Source organism: Paraburkholderia acidicola (assembly GCF_002362315.1).
In the GTDB taxonomy this organism is placed as follows: domain Bacteria; phylum Pseudomonadota; class Gammaproteobacteria; order Burkholderiales; family Burkholderiaceae; genus Paraburkholderia; species Paraburkholderia acidicola.
Map to the genome: position 1 here is coordinate 441,600 of NZ_MTZV01000001.1, position 18,491 is coordinate 460,090.

General features: G+C 60.9%; 19 protein-coding genes. 5 read left to right on the forward strand and 14 right to left on the reverse strand.

Features of this window, described 5'->3' with window-relative positions:
• Window positions 1-20: 20 nt before the first annotated feature.
• Together BWP39_RS01620 and BWP39_RS01625 are read right to left on the reverse strand one after the other, a co-directional pair.
• Window positions 21-512, reverse strand: a complete 492-nt coding sequence (locus BWP39_RS01620) for a RidA family protein (protein ID WP_207556529.1) — start codon at window positions 510-512, stop codon at window positions 21-23.
• Window positions 513-603: 91 nt separating this feature from the next.
• Window positions 604-1,044 (reverse strand): DoxX family protein, encoded by a 441-nt coding sequence (locus BWP39_RS01625; protein ID WP_096716623.1) that lies wholly within the window; start codon window positions 1,042-1,044, stop codon window positions 604-606.
• Between the two features lie 267 nt (window positions 1,045-1,311).
• Here BWP39_RS01625 and BWP39_RS01630 point away from each other — a divergent pair, with 267 nt between their 5' ends.
• Window positions 1,312-1,815 carry a MarR family winged helix-turn-helix transcriptional regulator gene (locus BWP39_RS01630; RefSeq protein ID WP_096716624.1) on the forward strand — a complete coding sequence of 168 codons (504 nt, stop codon included), beginning with the start codon at window positions 1,312-1,314 and terminating at the stop codon, window positions 1,813-1,815.
• 90 nt (window positions 1,816-1,905) lie between these two features.
• Entirely contained in the window at window positions 1,906-2,682 is a 777-nt protein-coding gene (locus tag BWP39_RS01635; protein WP_096716625.1) for a DeoR/GlpR family DNA-binding transcription regulator, read from the forward strand.
• 321 nt (window positions 2,683-3,003) lie between these two features.
• Here BWP39_RS01635 and guaA read toward each other — a convergent pair whose 3' ends face one another.
• The 3 genes from guaA to guaB form a co-directional block, all read right to left on the reverse strand.
• The gene (gene guaA / locus BWP39_RS01645; protein ID WP_096716627.1) at window positions 3,004-4,587 is read right to left on the reverse strand and encodes a glutamine-hydrolyzing GMP synthase; all 1,584 of its coding nucleotides are present in this window, start codon (window positions 4,585-4,587) and stop codon (window positions 3,004-3,006) included.
• 194 nt (window positions 4,588-4,781) lie between these two features.
• Window positions 4,782-5,468 carry a hypothetical protein gene (locus BWP39_RS01650; protein WP_096716628.1) on the reverse strand — a complete coding sequence of 229 codons (687 nt, stop codon included), beginning with the start codon at window positions 5,466-5,468 and terminating at the stop codon, window positions 4,782-4,784.
• A 6-nt stretch (window positions 5,469-5,474) separates the two neighbouring features.
• Window positions 5,475-6,935 carry an IMP dehydrogenase gene (gene guaB / locus BWP39_RS01655; RefSeq protein WP_096716629.1) on the reverse strand — a complete coding sequence of 487 codons (1,461 nt, stop codon included), beginning with the start codon at window positions 6,933-6,935 and terminating at the stop codon, window positions 5,475-5,477.
• Window positions 6,936-7,261: 326 nt separating this feature from the next.
• Between guaB and BWP39_RS01660 the strand changes: the two genes are divergently transcribed.
• A complete protein-coding gene (locus BWP39_RS01660) occupies window positions 7,262-8,236 on the forward strand; it encodes a DMT family transporter (protein ID WP_096716630.1) in 975 nt (324 codons plus the stop codon).
• Between the two features lie 34 nt (window positions 8,237-8,270).
• On the opposite strand, the gene BWP39_RS01665 is transcribed toward BWP39_RS01660, so the two are convergent.
• Window positions 8,271-8,603: an RnfH family protein gene (locus tag BWP39_RS01665; protein WP_096716631.1), complete on the reverse strand. Its 333-nt coding sequence runs from the start codon at window positions 8,601-8,603 to the stop codon at window positions 8,271-8,273.
• Window positions 8,600-9,037: a type II toxin-antitoxin system RatA family toxin gene (locus BWP39_RS01670; protein WP_091013789.1), complete on the reverse strand. Its 438-nt coding sequence runs from the start codon at window positions 9,035-9,037 to the stop codon at window positions 8,600-8,602. Before BWP39_RS01670 ends, BWP39_RS01665 begins: the two co-directional genes overlap by 4 nt.
• A gap of 100 nt (window positions 9,038-9,137) precedes the next feature.
• Here BWP39_RS01670 and smpB point away from each other — a divergent pair, with 100 nt between their 5' ends.
• A complete protein-coding gene (gene smpB / locus BWP39_RS01675) occupies window positions 9,138-9,584 on the forward strand; it encodes an SsrA-binding protein SmpB (protein WP_091013792.1) in 447 nt (148 codons plus the stop codon).
• Between the two features lie 132 nt (window positions 9,585-9,716).
• Here smpB and BWP39_RS01680 read toward each other — a convergent pair whose 3' ends face one another.
• The 3 genes from BWP39_RS01680 to ppsA all read right to left on the reverse strand — a co-directional run bounded on the left by BWP39_RS01680 (window position 9,717) and on the right by ppsA (window position 13,713).
• Entirely contained in the window at window positions 9,717-10,646 is a 930-nt protein-coding gene (locus BWP39_RS01680; RefSeq protein ID WP_091013795.1) for an SPFH domain-containing protein, read from the reverse strand.
• Window positions 10,647-10,713: 67 nt separating this feature from the next.
• Window positions 10,714-11,160, reverse strand: a complete 447-nt coding sequence (locus BWP39_RS01685) for an NfeD family protein (RefSeq protein WP_096716632.1) — start codon at window positions 11,158-11,160, stop codon at window positions 10,714-10,716.
• Between the two features lie 147 nt (window positions 11,161-11,307).
• Window positions 11,308-13,713 (reverse strand): phosphoenolpyruvate synthase, encoded by a 2,406-nt coding sequence (gene ppsA / locus BWP39_RS01690; protein WP_096716633.1) that lies wholly within the window; start codon window positions 13,711-13,713, stop codon window positions 11,308-11,310.
• A gap of 360 nt (window positions 13,714-14,073) precedes the next feature.
• Between ppsA and ppsR the strand changes: the two genes are divergently transcribed.
• The gene (ppsR, locus tag BWP39_RS01695) at window positions 14,074-14,889 is read left to right on the forward strand and encodes a posphoenolpyruvate synthetase regulatory kinase/phosphorylase PpsR (protein WP_091013804.1); all 816 of its coding nucleotides are present in this window, start codon (window positions 14,074-14,076) and stop codon (window positions 14,887-14,889) included.
• A 15-nt stretch (window positions 14,890-14,904) separates the two neighbouring features.
• On the opposite strand, the gene BWP39_RS01700 is transcribed toward ppsR, so the two are convergent.
• The 4 genes from BWP39_RS01700 to lpxA are packed head-to-tail and all read right to left on the reverse strand — an operon-like array spanning window position 14,905 to window position 18,416.
• Window positions 14,905-15,687 (reverse strand): TrmH family RNA methyltransferase, encoded by a 783-nt coding sequence (locus tag BWP39_RS01700; RefSeq protein ID WP_096716634.1) that lies wholly within the window; start codon window positions 15,685-15,687, stop codon window positions 14,905-14,907.
• 57 nt (window positions 15,688-15,744) lie between these two features.
• A complete protein-coding gene (gene rnhB / locus BWP39_RS01705; protein ID WP_096716635.1) occupies window positions 15,745-16,449 on the reverse strand; it encodes a ribonuclease HII in 705 nt (234 codons plus the stop codon).
• Window positions 16,446-17,624, reverse strand: a complete 1,179-nt coding sequence (gene lpxB / locus BWP39_RS01710; protein WP_096716636.1) for a lipid-A-disaccharide synthase — start codon at window positions 17,622-17,624, stop codon at window positions 16,446-16,448. The genes rnhB and lpxB overlap by 4 nt, the downstream gene beginning before the upstream one ends.
• Before the next feature lie 3 nt (window positions 17,625-17,627).
• The gene (gene lpxA, locus BWP39_RS01715; RefSeq protein WP_096716637.1) at window positions 17,628-18,416 is read right to left on the reverse strand and encodes an acyl-ACP--UDP-N-acetylglucosamine O-acyltransferase; all 789 of its coding nucleotides are present in this window, start codon (window positions 18,414-18,416) and stop codon (window positions 17,628-17,630) included.
• Between the last annotated feature and the right edge of the window lie 75 nt (window positions 18,417-18,491).

An 18,491-nucleotide genomic window follows, 5' to 3' on the forward strand; every position in this document is an offset into this window, starting at 1 on the left:
GCGTGTCGATTGGTTGTCGCTCAGTTTGCACTTACGCACTGACCCGTCCTGCACTTATCGCCGACGACAGCCACACCTTCAATTTCGATCTTCCATCCAGGTTGCGCCAGATCCTTGATCGTGATCAGAGAGCTCGCAGGGTAATTGCCGTCGGGAAAGTATTTTTTCCTCAACTTGACGAACGTATCTCCATCCTTTTCGTCCTTGATGAAGACAGTCATCGTCGTAATATCGGCGTTCGTACCGCCTGCTTTCTTGAGCGTCTTCGAGAAGTTCGAGAAAATCAGTTCGATCTGGGCATCCAGATCGTTCGATATGTCCTTCCCGTTCGCATCCCTGTTTCCGCCTTCCCCCGCCAGAAAAACCATGTGACCGCCATCAGTGACAACGGCTGTCGAGTACGCACGGCTTTTCTCGAATGGACCGCTGACGTAGTCTGCGGCGAAGCTTTGGGTGAGTCCGGCTGACATCAGGATGAACGACAGACACACACTCATGGACAGATTTTTCACTTTCCTGACTCCTGGTTAACCACCATTTGAGTACTGTGATTTACGGCTCCGCACGATCCTCTTCCCTGCATCAGCCTCTATGTCTCTTCGATCACTTTGGGCCATTTTTCAGCCTCGCATCGAGTGAAACCGCGCCAGGACCGACCACAACCACATAAAGAAGGCCACCGATGATCGATATGTTCTTCAGAAAGTTATAGAGCTGATCATCGAACTGCTTCGCGTCAACGCTCCAGAACGGATGGAAGATGAATGACGTCGGAAGCGTAAAAATGATCAATGCCAGCGCTGCCCAGCGAGCCTTGTAACCCACCGCCAGCAGACTTCCACATCCGATTTCGATCGCCAGTGCCACCAGAATGCTGAGTGTGGGAAATGGCAGATGTTTGATCGTTGCATAGCCCACCATCCCGTCAAACCCGATCACTTTCAGGACACCGCTAACCAGAAAGAGAATGGCGAGCAGAACCCGTGCAACACCCAGGGAGGTGTCGGAACCCGCTGCATTGACCTTCAGTCCATTTGTTTCCATGCTGTTTCCTATGCCTTCCTAAATGTATGAACATCGCTTGATCCATGGAGCGTTTTTATCTTTGCCACTCATATACATGAAAAATCATTCAATCCGGGACCAAGTGTATACTTGAACATTCATATATATGCACCAGGGTATACCCGGTCACACTACTGCGGGTCATAGCTAATTTTCCGCGTGGCACGCCCTATCACGGAACTATCCGATCCACGGGACATTGACATATACTTGCATACGCATATATTTCGTGGAGGTAACCGGGAAATGAAAAAGCAGCGTCCCTCGCAGATCACAGTCGATCATGATCTGGAGCGAGCCGTACCGTACCTTGTGGCGCGCGCAGGAAGCCGGATGGGCAACGCTTTCTCGAAAGCGCTCAAGCCATACGATCTGAGCTTGAGCGAGTGGCGCGTGTGTGCGTCGCTCGGCCATATGCCTCATCAGCGACTCTCAGAGCTGGTCCCGCGAGCATGTATCGATCAGTCAGCACTCTCACGCATCGTGGACAGGCTGATTGAACAAGGGCTCGTTTCCCGAGAGAAGAGCAGTGACGATGGCCGCGCCGTGCAACTCGCGTTGACGAGGAAAGGCGTCGAGCTAACGAGCGAAATCGTTCCGCTCGCACAGCGCTATGAGACTGTCGCGCTGAACTGCTTTAGCGCGGCAGAAGCCGAAATGTTGCGTGAGCTGCTAGCAAGACTCTTTCACAACGTAGAGTCCCCGGCCGCCTTTGACGTCCATCCGGAGTCGACCGGCTCCAGTGCGTAACGGGTCTTGTTAGCGCGTCTTGGACGGTCTCGCTTTTCCGCCCTACAATGCTCGTTATTGCTCACTATCGGCCATTCATCAGACTCTACGATGCTCACTTACGAAGCCCTTCCGGACGAGCGCCGACGTCACATACGCTCATTGCTCGCGTCGAAAGGCAAGGTATTTGCCGCCGATCTGGCAACAGAATTCGAAGTCTCTGAACACACTATCCGGCGCGATCTGACCGACCTCGCAAAAGCGGGGGCTTGCAAACGGGTTTACGGAGGTGCAGTTGCTCTTCCACCCAATGGCGGGAACCTGCAGGATCGAATGGAACGGGAGCCAGAGCGAAAGGACGCTCTCGCGGTTGCAGCAGTCTCTTTGCTCGCCGATAACCAGTGCATTTTTCTCGACACCGGCAGCACCAACCTGTCCATAGCGCGTGCTATTCCACCGGACCTTAACCTGACCGTTGTCACCAATTCACCGGTTATCGCTTCTGCTCTGCTCGAGAAGGACAACGTGACATTGATCGCGTTGGGCGGTCAGATCGACAAGACGATTGGCGGTACCGTGGGCGTGCTCGCGGTCGAGGCCATTCAGCGGATGACGTTTGATCTCGCGTTTCTGGGAGCATGTGCAATCGATCCGCAAGAGGGGTTGACCGCCTTCAGTCTGGAGGACGCATCATTCAAACGCGCGGTGCTTGCGAGAAGTGGCACGATCGCGATAGCGGTGATCAAGGAGAAGATGATTAGCGTCGCTACGCATAGCGTCGCTTCTGTGGATGCTATCGCGACGATCATCGTCGAAAAGGATGCGCCGAAGAAGCAGGTCAAGGCCTTCGCTGATAGCGGGATGCAGGTGGTAGTGGCGTTCCGGTGACTCGATTGTGGCAAGTTGCAACGGCTGGCGATGACCAATCACTCCGAGTCCCTGCCGACCCTTTATCTCGGGTTTATGCGCTTGAAAGAGGATGTCATCGATGTAGCCACGAACCTGGTCGCTATGGGCTTGCGAATCAACCACAGGAGAAGGTTTCATCAGTTGTTCCTGCAAGTCCTGGAGAACCTCTACCTCTCGCCGCCCGTTGACGATGCTCCGGCGTGCCAGATGTTGCCAGACCAATTGAGAAAAAAGCCCGCTGCGATACGGGCTTAGGTGTGTCTTATTGCGAGGTCCTGCCGGTACGTGCCAAACGCCGGTTCACTCCCACTCAATCGTCGCCGGCGGCTTCCCCGAAATGTCATACACCACCCGATTAATCCCCCGAACCTCATTAATAATCCGGTTCGACACGCGCCCCAGCAGTTCATGCGGCAGATGCGCCCACTGTGCAGTCATGAAATCAAGCGTCTGCACCGCACGCAGCGCGACGACATATTCATAAGTCCGCCCATCGCCCATCACTCCAACGCTCTTCACTGGCAGGAAAACCGCAAACGCCTGGCTCGTCAATTCGTACCATGACTTGCCAGTCGCTTCATCGATCGTCGTACGCAACGTTTCGATAAAAATCGCATCCGCACGACGCAGCAGATCCGCAAATTCACGCTTCACTTCACCAAGAATCCGCACACCGAGCCCCGGCCCCGGGAACGGATGGCGATACACCATCTCCGGCGGCAGACCGAGCTTCACACCGAGTTCGCGCACTTCGTCCTTGAACAGTTCACGCAGCGGTTCGAGCAACTTCAGGTTCAGCGTCTCCGGCAAACCGCCGACGTTGTGATGGCTCTTGATCGTCTGCGTGGCCTTCTTGCCCTTACCTGCCGATTCGATCACGTCCGGGTAAATCGTGCCCTGCGCAAGCCACTTCGCGTCGGTCAGCTTGCCAGCTTCCGCCTGGAACACTTCGACGAATTCCGCGCCGATGATCTTGCGCTTCGCTTCCGGGTCGGTGACGCCGGCGAGCTTCGACAGAAACGGGCCGCTCGCATCGACATGAATCACTTTCACGCCAAGGTGGTCGGCGAAGGTCGCCATCACCTGCTCGGCTTCGTTCAGACGCAGCAGGCCGTGATCGACAAATACACACGTGAGCTGGTCGCCGATCGCGCGATGCAGCAGCGCCGCCGCCACCGACGAATCGACACCACCCGACAGCCCGAGAATGACGTGCTCGCTGCCGACCTGTTCGCGAATCTTCGCGACCGCCTCGTCGACGTAATGGCCCATCTCCCAGTCGGGTTGCGCAGCGCAGATCTTCAGCACGAAGCGTTCGAGCATCGCGCGGCCTTGCGCCGTGTGGGTGACTTCAGGGTGCCATTGCACGCCGTAGAAATGGCGGGTCTCGTCGGCCATCGCCGCGATCGGACACGATTCGGTCGATGCCATCAACTGGAAGCCCGGCGGCATGTCGAGCACCTTGTCGCCGTGGCTCATCCACACCTTCAGCATGCCGTGGCCTTCCACCGTGCGGAAATCCTCGATGCCGTCGAGAAAACTCGTGTGATTGCGGGCCCGCACTTCCGCGTAGCCGAATTCGCGCAGGTGGCCGTTATCGACCTTACCGCCGAGCTGTTCGGCCATCGTCTGCATGCCGTAGCAGATACCAAGCACCGGCACGCCCAGTTCGAACACCGCTTGCGGTGCACGCGGCGTGTCGGTATCAGTGACCGAGCTAGGACCGCCCGAGAGAATCACGCCCTTCGGCTTGAACTCGCGGATGAACGCGTCGTCGACGTCGTACGGATGAATCTCCGAATACACATGCGCTTCGCGGATGCGACGCGCGATCAGTTGGGTGACTTGCGAGCCGAAGTCGAGGATCAGGATCTTGTCATGCATGGCAGCGGACGAAATAAGAGTGAGGGGATACGGAAAGCCGCGCAGCGCGCGGCGTTAATCTGGATGTCGGCTGCGAACCGGCAAGTTGTGTGGTGGTCTGCGCGCCGGGAGTGGATGGCACACGCAGTGATGCAAACGGCGCGCGCAGACGGAATACGGGAGCTTTAGCGAACGGTCTCGGGCAGCGGCGCGCGTCAGCCATGAAATGGAGGCCGCGGCGGGCTGGCCGCCTCGGCGGTTGCATCGCGTGTGCCGCTCGTGCCAGCTTCACTACCGGTACTCGAATACGCACCGGGCCGTGCTGCAGCAGCGAGATCCGGCTCAACGCGCTGACCTGCTGCGGGGGCGGCCGAAGCCACCGGCAACGCAGGTTCAGCGGCAGGTTGCGCGCCATAGCCTGAACCCGAGCGATCGGTACTGCGCGCTTTCGCGGCTTGCTTGTCAGCGCGTTCCGCAGCCGCCGTTTCAGCGCCCCGCGAGCGATCGCGACGCCGTACAGCGCCCGCCAGTCGCACACCGCCAAGCCCGACGATGAGCAGCACCGCTGCCGCGAGCACCGACACCAGTTGCCCAAAGCCGGTCAACGACGGCGTACGCAAACCGAGCAACCACACCAGCATCAAAACACCAGTGAGCCAGTTCACATGCCCGACGACACGTGCCGCCGTAGTAGTGAGCGCACCATCGATGGAAGCATGCAGCGCCAGCCACGCGAGGCCGATCAGCGCGATACCGAACGCCTGCCCAATCAGCGCAGGCTGCACCTGGACCAGTTGCATCGCGTTGTACAGCGACGCCCATGGCGTGAGCAGGAAGAGCAACCCGAACGCGAGCAGCAACAGGGCATCAACGATTAGTACAACGCGCAGCAGGGCTTTCATCGGCGGTTAGTCCACGTGGTAGTTGGGCGCTTCCTTCGTGATCTGCACGTCGTGCACGTGCGATTCGCGCATGCCGGCCGCGGTGATCTGAACAAACTCGGCCTTGTCGTGCAACTCGTCGATCGTGCGGCAACCGCAATAACCCATGCTCGCCCGCACACCGCCGATCAGCTGGAACAGGATCGCGCCAACCGAACCCTTGTACGCGACGCGGCCTTCGATGCCTTCCGGCACGAGCTTGTCGATGTTCGCCGAGTTGTCCTGGAAGTAGCGGTCTGCAGCGCCGTCCTTCATCGCACCAACCGAACCCATGCCGCGATACGACTTGTACTGACGGCCCTGATACAGGAACACGTCGCCAGGTGATTCTTCGGTGCCTGCGAACATGCTGCCCATCATCACCGAGTTCGCGCCCGCTGCGAGTGCCTTGCTGACATCGCCCGAGAAACGCACGCCGCCGTCTGCGACAACCGGCACGCCTGAACCCTTCAGTGCTTCGGACACATTGGCAATCGCGCTGATCTGCGGAACGCCCACACCAGCGACGATCCGCGTCGTGCAGATCGAGCCCGGGCCGATACCGACCTTCACGCCGTCTGCGCCGTATTCGACGAGCGCCTTGGCCGCATCGGCAGTCGCGATGTTGCCGCCGATCACTTCCACGTGCGGGAAATTCTTCTTCACCCAGCGAACACGCTCGAGCACGCCCTTGCTGTGTCCATGCGCGGTATCGACGACGATCACGTCCACACCGGCCTGCACGAGCAGCGACACGCGCTCTTCATTGTCCTCGCCGACACCGACAGCCGCGCCTGCGCGCAGCTTGCCGTGTTCGTCCTTGCAGGCGTCCGGGTGTTCGGTCTGCTTGGTGATGTCCTTGACGGTCATCAGGCCGCGCAGTTCGAATGCGTCGTTGATGACCAGCACACGTTCGAGCCGGTGGCTATGCATCAGCGCTTTCGCTTCGGCGAGCGGCGTGCCTTCTTTCACGGTAACGAGGCGATCGCGCGGCGTCATGATCGTGCGGACGGGCTCGTCGAGGCGGGTTTCGAAACGCAGATCGCGGTTGGTAACGATACCGATGAGTTGCGCGCCTTCGACAACCGGGAAACCCGAGATGCCATGCTGCTGCGACAGCGCGATCACGTCGCGTACCTTCATTTGCGGCGGCACGGTGATCGGATCACGCACGACACCCGATTCGAAACGCTTCACCTTCGCCACTTCGCGAGCCTGTTCGGCAGGCGTCAGATTCTTGTGGATGATGCCGACACCGCCCATTTGCGCCATCGCAATGGCAAGACGGGCTTCGGTGACGGTATCCATGGCGGCGGATACCAGCGGCATATTCAGAGAGATGTTGCGGGTCAGCCGGGTTTTGAGGCTGGTGTCGCGCGGCAGAACATCGGAGAAGGCCGGGACGAGGAGCACGTCATCGAACGTGAGTGCTTTTTGGATCAGACGCATGGCAAATCCTATAGGCGCAAAAGTGGATTATACGCGATACCTCCCTGGTTTTCACTGCACGAACAGCAGCTTAGCGATTTTCCCGGCTTTTTTTGCTCGTGCGCAACGCTCCGATTTCGCTTCTCCGTTCGCGGCCGGTTCGATCGGGTTTCGTTTGCTCGTTCGGGCACAGGGCGGCGATTCCGGCTGACGGCAGATCTCGGCAGAACCATCGGGGACAGAGCGAAAGCGCCGCAGTGCAGGATTGAACAAGACCCTTCGCGCTCATGCCGCTAACCTGCGCCCCATCGTTCTTCCTTATCGGCCGGTTTATGTCGGAGCAGTCAATGCAGCGCGGAGTCGCCTACGGTGTCATGGCCGGAGCGTTATGGGGCATGGTTTTTCTGGTGCCGCGGCTGCTCGCCGATTTTTCGCCGCTACTGCTGAGCGCGGGGCGTTACACGATGTACGGCATCGTGTCACTGGTCGCCGCGCTGCCCGCGGCACGCTCGCTGCTGCGCCGGCTCACCCGTGCCGATCTCATCGCGCTGATCAAGCTCGCGCTGATCGGCAACCTGCTCTACTACATCCTGCTGACGGGCGCCGTGCATCTGGTCGGCATTGCGCCGGCCTCGCTGATCGTCGGCGTGCTGCCGGTTACCGTCACGCTGCTGGGGCGGCACGATCGGGGCGCTGTGCCGCTTGCGCGGCTCGCATTGCCGCTGGCGATGGTCGTGGCAGGCATCGCGTGCATCAACGTCGATGTCTTCACGGCCGCCGAGGCCGGCAGCACCGGGCTCGGCGCCAAACTCGCCGGACTTGCCTGCGCGACCGGCGCACTCGCGTGCTGGACGTGGTTTGCCGGCGAAAACGCACGCTACCTGAGGCGTCTGGAGCATTTCAGCGGCAACGAGTGGTCGGTGCTATGGGGGGTGGTCACGGGCGCGCTCGGTGCGGGGTTATGGCTCGCGATCGCCGTGTTGCCGTCCAGCAGCGCCCAGGTGCCGCTCGCAACCGATCGCTGGCACCTGTTCTGGCTGCTCAACCTCGGCCTCGCCATCGGCGCGTCGTGGCTCGGCAATGGGCTCTGGAACGCAGCGTCGAAGCGGCTCCCGCTCACGCTATCCGGCCAGTTGATCGTCTTCGAGACGTTGTTTGCCCTGCTCTACGCGTTTATCTATGACCACCGGCTGCCACGCCCGCTGGAAGCGGCTGCAATCGTTCTGCTGGTGGCGGGTGTGAGCTGGTCGGTGCGCCAGCATGCGGGGAGCGGCTCACAGGGCGCTTCGATTGAGGACAAAGCGCAGGCGCAGGCCCACTGAATCCGAGTTCCCGCGTGCGATCAGGCACGAAGGCCTAACGCGAATCCTTCGACAACCACTTGCGCCCTTCGATCGACCCTTCGCGACGCGTTTTCTCAACCCGCCGCTGGCGCGCGGTCTTCGGATCGACGGTAAGCGGCCGGTAGATCTCGACACGGTCGCGATCGGCCAGCACGGCGTCGAGCGGCTTCAATTTGCCGAACACGCCGACCTTCTGCTTCGTCAGATCGATCTCCGGATACCGCTGCAGCAGGCCGCTCGCGGCAATGGCCTGCTCGAGCGTCGAGCCGGCCGGCAGGCTGACCGGCACGAGCGTCTGCGCCTGCGGCAGCGCATAGCAGACCTCGACGGACAGCAACGTACTCATGACTTGCCGTACCGCTGATCGGCACGTTTCACGAAAGACTCGACGAAGGTGTTCGCGATGTGGCTGAATACCGGGCCGATGATCTTTTCGAGGATGATGTTCGCGAATTCGTAGTGCAGTGCGAACTCGATCTTGCACGCGTCGGCGCGTAACGGTGTAAAACGCCAGTAGCCGGTAAACTTCCGAAACGGCCCGTCGGTGAACTCCATATCGATCCGCGTAGGCCGCTGCTGGGTGTTGCGGGTCGCGAAATGCTGCTTGATGCCTTTGAAGTTGATATCGATCCTCGCCTCCATGCCGCCCTCGTCCTGGCGGCGAATGTCGACGCCGCCGCACCAGGGAAGGAAATTGGGGTAGTCGGCGACGTCGGTGACGAGGTCGAACATCTGTTCCGCCGAATGGCGAATCAACACGGTTTTCTGGACATCTGCCATAAATTGAACAGCACGCGGCGAGGTGGGCTGGCGCGGCGGGCCTTTCCGGGCTCCGCTTTGCTAAAATCGCAATTTTAAACGAGTTAGGCACTTTCCATTAATGAGCATCATTGACAACAGAAAAGCCTTCTTCGATTACTTCATCGAAGACCGCTACGAAGCAGGGCTCGTGCTCGAGGGATGGGAGGTCAAGGCGCTGCGCGCCGGGCGCGGCCAGATCCGGGAAGGCTACGTGGTGATCCGTAACGGCGAGCTGTTCCTGATCGGCGCGCACATCAGCCCATTGCCGGAAGCGTCGACCCACATTCACCCTGACCCGGTCCGCACCCGCAAGCTGCTGCTGCATGCGGAAGAAATCAGCAAGCTGATCGGCAAGGTCGAGCAGCGCGGCTACACGCTCGTTCCGCTGAACTTCCACTACAAGGGCGGCCGCGTCAAATGCGAAGTCGGTCTGGCGAAGGGCAAGAAGACGCACGACAAGCGCGATACCGAGAAAAAGCGCGACTGGGAACGCGAACGGGCGCGACTGATGCGCAATCCGACGTGAGGGTCTGCCGCCGGCCGCACTGCGGCACGGTTGCCGTTATGGCCGCACAACCCCCCATCATGAAACGGGCCCGCAAATGCGGGCCCGTTGTCTTTCTACCGGCTGAATCGCAGCCGCGTACCGTGTAGCCAGTTAGCGCACGTCTGTGCTCTTCCCCTTGTTCACAATGGTCAGCGCCGACGCGATCATCGTGCTCATATCCGCGAGATTGCCGGGGACGATCAGCGTATTGCCCTGCTTCGCCAGATTGCCGAACGCATTGACGTACTGCTCCGCGACCTTCAGGTTCACCGCTTCCATACCGCCCTGCGACTGGATCGCCGCCGCAATTTTCTGGATCGCCTGCGCATTCGCCTCGGCGACCGCGAGAATCGCCGACGCCTGACCCTGGGCCTGATTGATCGCGGCCTGCCGTTCGCCCTCGGACTTCTGGATCGACGCTTCCCGGCCGCCCGATGCGATATTGATCTGCTCCTGCTTACGCCCTTCCGATGCCGCAATCAGCGCGCGCTTTTCACGCTCGGCGGTGATCTGCGCCTGCATCGCGTGGAGAATTTCCTTCGGCGGCGTCAGGTCCTTGATCTCGTAGCGCAACACCTTGACGCCCCAGTTCGCCGCCGCCTGGTCCAGCGACGACACGATGCTGTGATTGATGAAATCGCGTTCCTCGAAAGTCTTGTCGAGTTCGAGCTTGCCGATGACCGAGCGCAGCGTGGTCTGCGACAGCTGCGTGATCGCGAACACGAAATTGCTCGATCCGTACGACGCCTTCATTGCATCGGTGACCTGGAAGTACAGCACGCCATCTACCTGCAGCTGTGTGTTGTCGCGTGTGATACACACCTGGCTCGGCACTTCGAGCGGAATCTCCTTGAGCACGTGCTTGTAGGCGATCCGGTCGATGAACGGCAACACGATGTTCAGACCCGGCGTCAGCGTGCCGTGATAGCGGCCGACCCGTTCGAGTACCCATGCATGCTGCTGCGGCACGATCTTGACGGTCTTCGCGATGAGCGTGAAGACGATGAGCAGCAGGATTACCCCGATGATGGTCAAATTCATGGCTGTACCTCAGTAGTTCGAATAATGGTTCGCCAGCAAGCCGCAGCTGCACCGGCGAATCTTGCTATCACACCTGTTCGGGCTGCTTTCGCGCCGCCACGATCAGACGGCTGCCTTGCAGTGCAGTGATCTCGTAGAGCCGCGCGTCTTCGGGCTCACCCGGCGCAAGCTCGACGTCCCATTGCGCACCGCGGTAATTCGTTCGCGCGCGGCGATCATGCCATTCGGTGACCGTCACTGTGGCACCGATGTCGAGATTCACATCCGGATTCGAAGCAGCATCGATACGTGTACGTCGACCGCCGAAACGCGAGCGGCGCAGCAAGATCACCGCGACCAGCGCCACCACCGCCCCGCACGTGAACTGCCAGTGCGGCGCAGCGCCAGCCCAGTGCGCCAGCGCGCCGGCCACACAGCCCAGCGCGATCATCAACAGATAGAACGTGCCGCTCAGCAACTCCAGCACGAGGAGCGCGCCCGCTGCGCCCCACCACCACAGTGCGCCTATCTCCACATCGGTCTCCCAAAACAAAACACCCCGGCTCTACCGGGGTGTTTATAGCACGAACCACATCTTATTTTGTGGTCGTGAATGGCGGCGTGTTACTGCCCGTCGCCTTACGCGACATCTTGCCGCGTACAGTTCATCACCTGATCGTACTCAGCGTGCACTCGACTTTGCCAGCGCCTGCCACGTTTCGATGATCGTGTCGGGATTCAGCGAGATCGAAGCGATGCCCTCATCGGTCAGCCATTGCGCGAAGTCCGGATGATCCGACGGGCCCTGGCCGCAGATGCCGACATACTTGTTCAGCCGCAGACAGGTTTCGATCGCACGTTTGAGCATGAACTTGACGGCCGGGTCGCGTTCGTCGAAATCGACGGCTAGCAGCTCCATGCCGGAGTCGCGATCGAGGCCCAGCGTCAGCTGCGTCAGGTCGTTCGAACCGATCGAGAAACCGTCGAAGAATTGCAGGAATTCTTCGGCAAGAATCGCGTTCGACGGCACTTCGCACATCATGATCAGGCGCAGGCCCTTCTCGCCGCGCTTCAGCCCGAACTTCTCAAGCAGACCAACCACGCGTTCCGCCTGCTTCAGCGTCCGCACGAACGGCACCATGATCTCGACGTTGTCGAGGCCCATTTCTTCGCGCACCTTCTTCAACGCGATGCATTCCATGTGGAACGCTTCGGCGAAGTCTTCAGCGATGTAACGCGATGCGCCACGGAAGCCGAGCATCGGATTTTCTTCGTCCGGCTCGTAACGCGAACCGCCGATCAGCTTCTTGTACTCGTTCGACTTGAAGTCCGACAGACGCACGATAACGGGCTTCGGATAGAACGCCGCCGCGATCGTCGCAATCCCTTCGGTCAGCTTGTCGACGTAGAACGCACGCGGCGATGCGTGACCGCGCGCAACGCTTTCGACCGCTTTCTTCAGGTCCTGATCGATGTGCGGATACTCGAGAATCGCCTTCGGGTGAACGCCGATGTTGTTGTTGATGATGAACTCGAGCCGCGCGAGACCGACGCCTGCGTTAGGCAGGTGCGAGAAATCGAACGCGAGTTGCGGATTGCCGACGTTCATCATGATCTTCACCGGGATCGGCGGCAGCTCGCCGCGCTGAACTTCGGTGATTTCGGTTTCGAGCAGGCCGTCGTAGATCTTGCCTTCATCGCCTTCCGCGCACGACACGGTGACGAGCGCGCCGTCCTTCAGCAGATCCGTCGCATCGCCGCAACCGACCACCGCCGGCACACCCAGTTCGCGCGCGATGATCGCCGCGTGGCAGGTACGTCCACCGCGATTCGTGACGATCGCCGATGCACGCTTCATCACCGGCTCCCAGTTCGGGTCGGTCATGTCCGCGACCAGCACGTCGCCGGGCTGCACACGCTCCATCTCCGACGGATCGTGAATCACGCGCACGGGGCCCGCGCCAATCTTCTGGCCGATTGCGCGGCCGGTGACGATGACCTGCGACTGGCCCTTCAGCTTGAAGCGCTGTTCAGCCTTGCCTGCGGCCTGGCTCTTCACCGTTTCAGGACGTGCCTGCAGGATGAAGATCTTGCCGTCGCGGCCGTCCTTGCCCCATTCGATATCCATCGGGCGCTGGTAATGCTGCTCGATGATCACCGCGTACTTCGCGAGTTCGATCACGTCTTCATCAGTGATCGAAAAACGGTTGCGCTGTTCGTGTGCGACATCGACGGTCTTCACGCGGCCCGCTTCGCCGGCCTTCGTGAATTCCATCTTGATCAGCTTCGAGCCGATCGAGCGACGGATGATCGGGTATTTGCCTTGCGCGAGCGTGGTCTTGAAGACGTAGAACTCGTCCGGATTCACGGCGCCCTGCACGACCGTCTCGCCGAGACCGTAGCTCGACGTGATGAACACGGCGTCCTTGAAGCCGGACTCGGTGTCGAGCGTGAACATCACGCCGGCAGCACCGACGTCCGAGCGAACCATCCGCTGCACACCCGCCGACAACGCGACTTCAGCGTGCGTGAAGCCCTTGTGGACGCGGTAGGAAATCGCGCGGTCGTTGTACAGCGACGCGAACACGTGCTTCATACGATCGAGCACGTCTTCGATACCGACGACGTTCAGATAGCTCTCCTGCTGGCCCGCGAACGAAGCGTCCGGCAGATCTTCCGCCGTGGCCGACGAGCGGACCGCGAACGACAGTTCTTCCGGCGAGCTTTGCTTGAGCGTGTCGAAACCGACGCGGATCTCCTCTTCGAGGCGCGGTTGCAGCGGCGCGTCGACGATCCATTGACGGATTTCCTTGCCCGCTTCGGCGAGCGCTTTCACGTCGTCGACATCGAGCGTTTCGAGACGTTTGGCGATGCGTTCGGTCAGTGTGTTGTGATGCAGGAAATCGCGGAAAGCGAGTGCGGTGGTCGCGAAACCGGTCGGCACGCGCACACCTGCTTGCGCGAGCTGACTGATCATCTCGCCAAGCGACGCGTTCTTGCCACCGACGATTTCCACGTCGGTCATCCGCAACTGCTCGAACGGAATTACATACGCCTGATCCTTTGCGACGTTAACAGCGTTAGTCATACAAGCCCCTAAGTGTGGAAGAAATACACGGCTGCGCAAGTGGGCTTGAACGCGTGCGCTTATAAGAAGCGGTCGACGCGCCTTGCACAACCTGTTGGAGAAGCAATCGCTTTGCTCTACGACCCGAGTGAGGCCGGAGCGCAACAAAAACGGAAATTTCGACGCTTTTGGAAGCAAACCGCGCAAATTACCGGCAAAAAGAACGGTGTTAGCCGAATATGGGCAGCGGTTCGCCTGCAATTGCTTATCCAACAAGTTGCCGCTATTCTACCGTGCCGACTCCTGAAATGTGACAGTCGGACGAGAATTGCGCCTCGAAATTCCGCGCGCTTACACGCATTTACGTTTTTCCACCCGCCGATGCCGCCCACCGTATTCATCGTCTCCGACGGTACCGGGATCACTGCCGAAACCTTCGCGCATTCGATCCTCTCCCAGTTCGACCAGAAATTCCGCCTGGTTCGCGTGCCGTTCGTCGACTCGACGGAAAAGGCGTATGCGACGCTCGAAAAGATCAACGAGGCGGGCCAGGTTGAAGGGCGGCGGCCAATCGTGTTCACGACGCTCGTCAACAGCGCGTCGAACCAGATCGTCAAAGGCTCGAACGCGCTCGTGCTCGACATGTTCCAGACCTTCGTCGAACCGCTCGAACAGGAACTGGAGCTGAAGTCGAGCCACGCGATGGGCCGCGGCCACCAGAACGCCGACACCGAGGAATACAAGAACCGCATCGAGGCGATCAACTTCTCGCTCGCACACGACGACGGCCAGTCGAACCGCAATCTCGCCGATGCGGACGTGATTCTCGTGGGCGTATCGCGCAGCGGCAAGACACCGACGAGCCTGTACCTCGCGATGCAATACGGTGTGAAGGCGGCCAACTATCCGCTGATTCCCGAAGACTTCGAGCGCGGCAAACTGCCTACACCGTTGCTGGCGCACCGCCAGAAGATGTTCGGGCTATCGATCGATCCGCAGCGGCTTTCGGAAATTCGCAACGAGCGCCGGCCCGGCAGCAAGTACGCGGCGCTCGAAAACTGTCGCTACGAGATCAATGAGGCGGAGGGGATGATGCGACGCGAGAGCGTCAAGTGGTTGTCGTCGACGCACAAGTCGATCGAAGAAATCGCGACGACGATCCTGCAGGAAATCAAGCTCGACAAACCGGCGTACTAGCGCCCAAACAATGACTCAGACAGCGCGCTGCTGCCGGCATTGCTCGAACAGGCATATCGCGGCAGCCGCTGCAACGTTCAGCGACTCCATACCGCCCGGCTGAGGGATCGTCACGCGGCGTGTGTGCGCATCGCGCCACGGCGCCGAGACACCCGCCCCTTCATTGCCGAACACCCATGCAAGCGGTCCCGACAGGTCCGTGTCATAGATCGCGTCGGCACCGTGCGAATCGGTCATCACGGCAGGCACTGCAAGCCGCTCGATCAGCGCCGGCGCCTCGACATCTTCATGGATTTGCAGCAGGAAATGCGCGCCCATTCCCGAGCGCAGCACCTTCGACGACCAAGCATACGCGGTACCTGGCGCACAGAACACATGGGCCACGCCGGCCGCCGCCGCACTGCGCAGGATCGAGCCGACGTTGCCTGCATCCTGCACGCCGTCGAGCACAACGCAGGTCTGTGTCACACGCTCGGGCAACGGTGCAACGAGCCGCTCGACCAGCAGCAGCATCCCTACCCCGTTCACGACATTCGACAGTTGCCCGAATAACGCGTCCGGCAGCGTCACGACGCGCTGTTCATCGATCCGCCCAACGATCGCCTGCGCTTCGACGTGATGCAGCGCGCCTTCGGTCACGATGCAGGTTTCCGGCTGCCCGGCTACGTCGAGATACGCACTCGCGAGATGAAACCCTTCGAGCAGCGCATGCCCACTACGGCGCTGCTGATGCGTCGAACCGGCCAGCGTCTTCAGACGTTTGTAGAGCGGATTGTCCCGCGACGTGATGGCTTTCACAGGCAGCGCAAACGGTAGGAAACGACAGGAATAGAAAAACCGCCGATGGCGGCGGGATCAGAAAGGCGCTTCGTCGGGCGCCTGCGCCGCGACGGGCGCGACAACGCGGCCACCGAAGCGCAGATGCGCTTCACGCACCGGTGCAAACGAGCGCCGGTGATGCTCGCACGGCCCATGCTCGCGCAGCGCCGCGAGATGCTGCGGCGTGCCGTAGCCAGCATGCGCATCGAAACCGTAGTACGGAAAAGTTTGATGCAACTCGAGCAGCATCCGGTCGCGCGTGACCTTCGCCAGAATCGATGCCGCCGAAATGCTCGGCACCAGCGCATCGCCGCCGACAATCGCCTCGCTGCGCACATTCAGCACCGGACAGCGATTGCCATCGATCTTCGCGAGCGTGGGTACGATCTTCAGGCCTTCGACGGCACGCTTCATCGCGAGCATCGTGGCGTGCAGGATGTTGAGCGTATCGATTTCTTCGACCGAGGCGGATGCGACGCACCAGGCCAGCGCGTGTTCGACGATCTTGGCGTACAACTCTTCGCGCTTTTTCGCGCTCAGTACCTTCGAATCGTCGAGCCCGAGGATGCGATGCTGCGGATCGAGGATCACTGCGGCCGCAACCACCGGCCCGGCGAGCGGTCCGCGCCCTGCTTCGTCGACGCCGCAAACCAGCTCGTCAGGCGAGTCGAAGGCGAGCCCACTCTGCTCCGCGACCGCTGCCGTAGCGGAGCGTCGGCGCGCAGGCCGGGTAGCCGTCACCGCGACACCCTGCGTGCGCCGAGCACGCTCACGACGGCTTCTGCCGCACGCTGCGCGGTGTTCTGCCTCAACACGTGATGCATCTCCGTGAAAATTTCCGTCAGCGTGCGTCGGTTCGTTTCGTCGCGCAGCTGCTGTAGCGTCGCGTCGGCGAGCGCTTCGGGTGTCGCGAAGTGCTGCAGGATTTCCGGCACCACGAAGCGGCCAGCCAGAATATTCGGCAGCCCGACATACGGCAGATAGCCCTGGCGACGCATGATCTGCCCGGTCAACCAGGGCACCTTGTACGAGATCACCATCGGTTTTTTCAACAGCGCCGCTTCGAGCGTCACGGTGCCGCTCTTGACGAGAATCGCGTCGGCCGCGGTCATCGCCAGTTGCGACTGGCCTTCGGTGAGCGTCAGCGCAAGCTGCGGATGCGCATCGACGAGCGGCTGCAACTGCGCGCGCAGCGTCGGCGTAGCCGCTGGCATCACGAAGCGCACACCCGGTTCGCGCTGCTGCATCAGTGCCATCGCCGCGAAGAACGTCGGGCCGATCAAATCGATTTCCGAGCGCCGGCTGCCCGGCAGCACGGCGATCACCGGCCCGCTTTCCGGCAGCCCGAGTGTGCGGCGCGCACCAGCGGTATCGGGTTCGAGCGGGATTTCATCAGCAAGCGGATGGCCGACGTACGTCGCGGCAACACCGGCCTTTTCGAGCAGTGCGGTTTCGAATGGAAACACGCACAGCATGTGGTCGACGGCTTTGGCGATCTTCTTGATCCGGCCGCCGCGCCACGCCCAGATCGACGGACAGACGAAGTGAATGGTCGGAATGCCCGCGTCTCGCAGGGCATGTTCGAGGCTGAAGTTGAAATCGGGCGCATCGACGCCGATGAACACATCGGGCGGTTCAGCGAGCAGTTGGCGCTTCAGGTCGTTACGGATGCCGAGAATTTCGGGGATGTGTTTGAGCACTTCGACATAGCCGCGCACCGTCAGCTTTTCCAGTGGCCAGTGCGCGTCGAAGCCGGCTGCGGTCATGCGCGGACCGCCAATGCCGTAGTACTGCGTACCCTCGGGCAGGCGACTCGCCAGCCCGTCGAGCAGCGACGCTGCAAGCAGGTCGCCGGACGGCTCGCCGGCCACCATGGCGAGCCGCGGGGAACGAAAAGGACCCGGTTGCAGTGCCATCGCCTAGCGGATGATGCCGCGTTGCGAGACTTCGACGAAGTCGGCAAACGCCTTCACGGGCTCATCGCCATCGCCGCCCGCTGAGGCGAGTTCGCGCAACTGCACTTTCGCCTCTTCGAGCGACAGGCCGTTCTTGTACAGCACGCGGTACGCCGTGCGTAGCGCGGAAATCGCATCCGGAGAGAAGCCGCGGCGACGCAGCCCTTCGACGTTGATGCCGTGCGGCTCCGCCTTGTTGCCCGCGGCAATCACGAACGGCGGGACGTCCTGCACGAGTGCCGACGCGCCGCCCAGCATCGAATGCGCACCGATGCGCACGAACTGATGCACGCCCGACATGCCACCGATGATCGCGAAATCGCCGATCGTCACGTGTCCGGCCATCTGCGCATTGCTCGACAGGATCACGTTGCTGCCGACATGACAGTCGTGCCCGATGTGCACGTACGCCATGATCCAGTTGTCGTCGCCGAGCGTCGTCACGCCGCCGTCCTGCACGGTGCCGGTGTGGATCGTCGTGAATTCGCGGATCGTGTTGCGGTGACCGATCTCGAGCCGCGTCGGCTCGTCCTTGTACTTCATGTCCTGCGGCCGTCCACCGACCGAGGCATAGTGACCGATGCGGTTGTCCTCGCCGATCGTCGTATGACCTTCGATCACGCTATGCGAGCCGATCGTCGTGCGTGCGCCAATCGTCACGTGAGCGCCGACGATCGCATAGGGTCCGATTTCGACCGTTTCGTCGAGCGTTGCACCCGGCTCGACGATCGCAGTGGGATGAATCCTGCTCATGCGTCCTCGCTACTGTTGCCGTTGGGTTGTCTCGAAGCCGCTCTGCCACCCTGCCGCTTCTCGCGCCGGCGGCAT

Excerpts from the sequence above, each read along its gene's own strand:
- BWP39_RS01625 (WP_096716623.1), bottom strand. The coding sequence starts at position 1,044 with ATGGAAACAAATGGACTGAAGGTCAATGCAGCGGGTTCCGACACCTCC.
- BWP39_RS01670 (WP_091013789.1), bottom strand. The coding sequence starts at position 9,037 with ATGGCAGATGTCCAGAAAACCGTGTTGATTCGCCATTCGGCGGAACAG.
- lpxB (WP_096716636.1), bottom strand. The coding sequence starts at position 17,624 with ATGGCACTGCAACCGGGTCCTTTTCGTTCCCCGCGGCTCGCCATGGTG.
- guaA (WP_096716627.1), bottom strand. The coding sequence starts at position 4,587 with ATGCATGACAAGATCCTGATCCTCGACTTCGGCTCGCAAGTCACCCAA.
- smpB (WP_091013792.1), top strand. The coding sequence starts at position 9,138 with ATGAGCATCATTGACAACAGAAAAGCCTTCTTCGATTACTTCATCGAA.
- BWP39_RS01680 (WP_091013795.1), bottom strand. The coding sequence starts at position 10,646 with ATGAATTTGACCATCATCGGGGTAATCCTGCTGCTCATCGTCTTCACG.
- BWP39_RS01630 (WP_096716624.1), top strand. The coding sequence starts at position 1,312 with ATGAAAAAGCAGCGTCCCTCGCAGATCACAGTCGATCATGATCTGGAG.
- BWP39_RS01635 (WP_096716625.1), top strand. The coding sequence starts at position 1,906 with ATGCTCACTTACGAAGCCCTTCCGGACGAGCGCCGACGTCACATACGC.
- lpxA (WP_096716637.1), bottom strand. The coding sequence starts at position 18,416 with ATGAGCAGGATTCATCCCACTGCGATCGTCGAGCCGGGTGCAACGCTC.
- BWP39_RS01650 (WP_096716628.1), bottom strand. The coding sequence starts at position 5,468 with ATGAAAGCCCTGCTGCGCGTTGTACTAATCGTTGATGCCCTGTTGCTG.
- BWP39_RS01660 (WP_096716630.1), top strand. The coding sequence starts at position 7,262 with ATGCAGCGCGGAGTCGCCTACGGTGTCATGGCCGGAGCGTTATGGGGC.
- guaB (WP_096716629.1), bottom strand. The coding sequence starts at position 6,935 with ATGCGTCTGATCCAAAAAGCACTCACGTTCGATGACGTGCTCCTCGTC.
- ppsA (WP_096716633.1), bottom strand. The coding sequence starts at position 13,713 with ATGACTAACGCTGTTAACGTCGCAAAGGATCAGGCGTATGTAATTCCG.
- ppsR (WP_091013804.1), top strand. The coding sequence starts at position 14,074 with ATGCCGCCCACCGTATTCATCGTCTCCGACGGTACCGGGATCACTGCC.
- BWP39_RS01665 (WP_096716631.1), bottom strand. The coding sequence starts at position 8,603 with ATGAGTACGTTGCTGTCCGTCGAGGTCTGCTATGCGCTGCCGCAGGCG.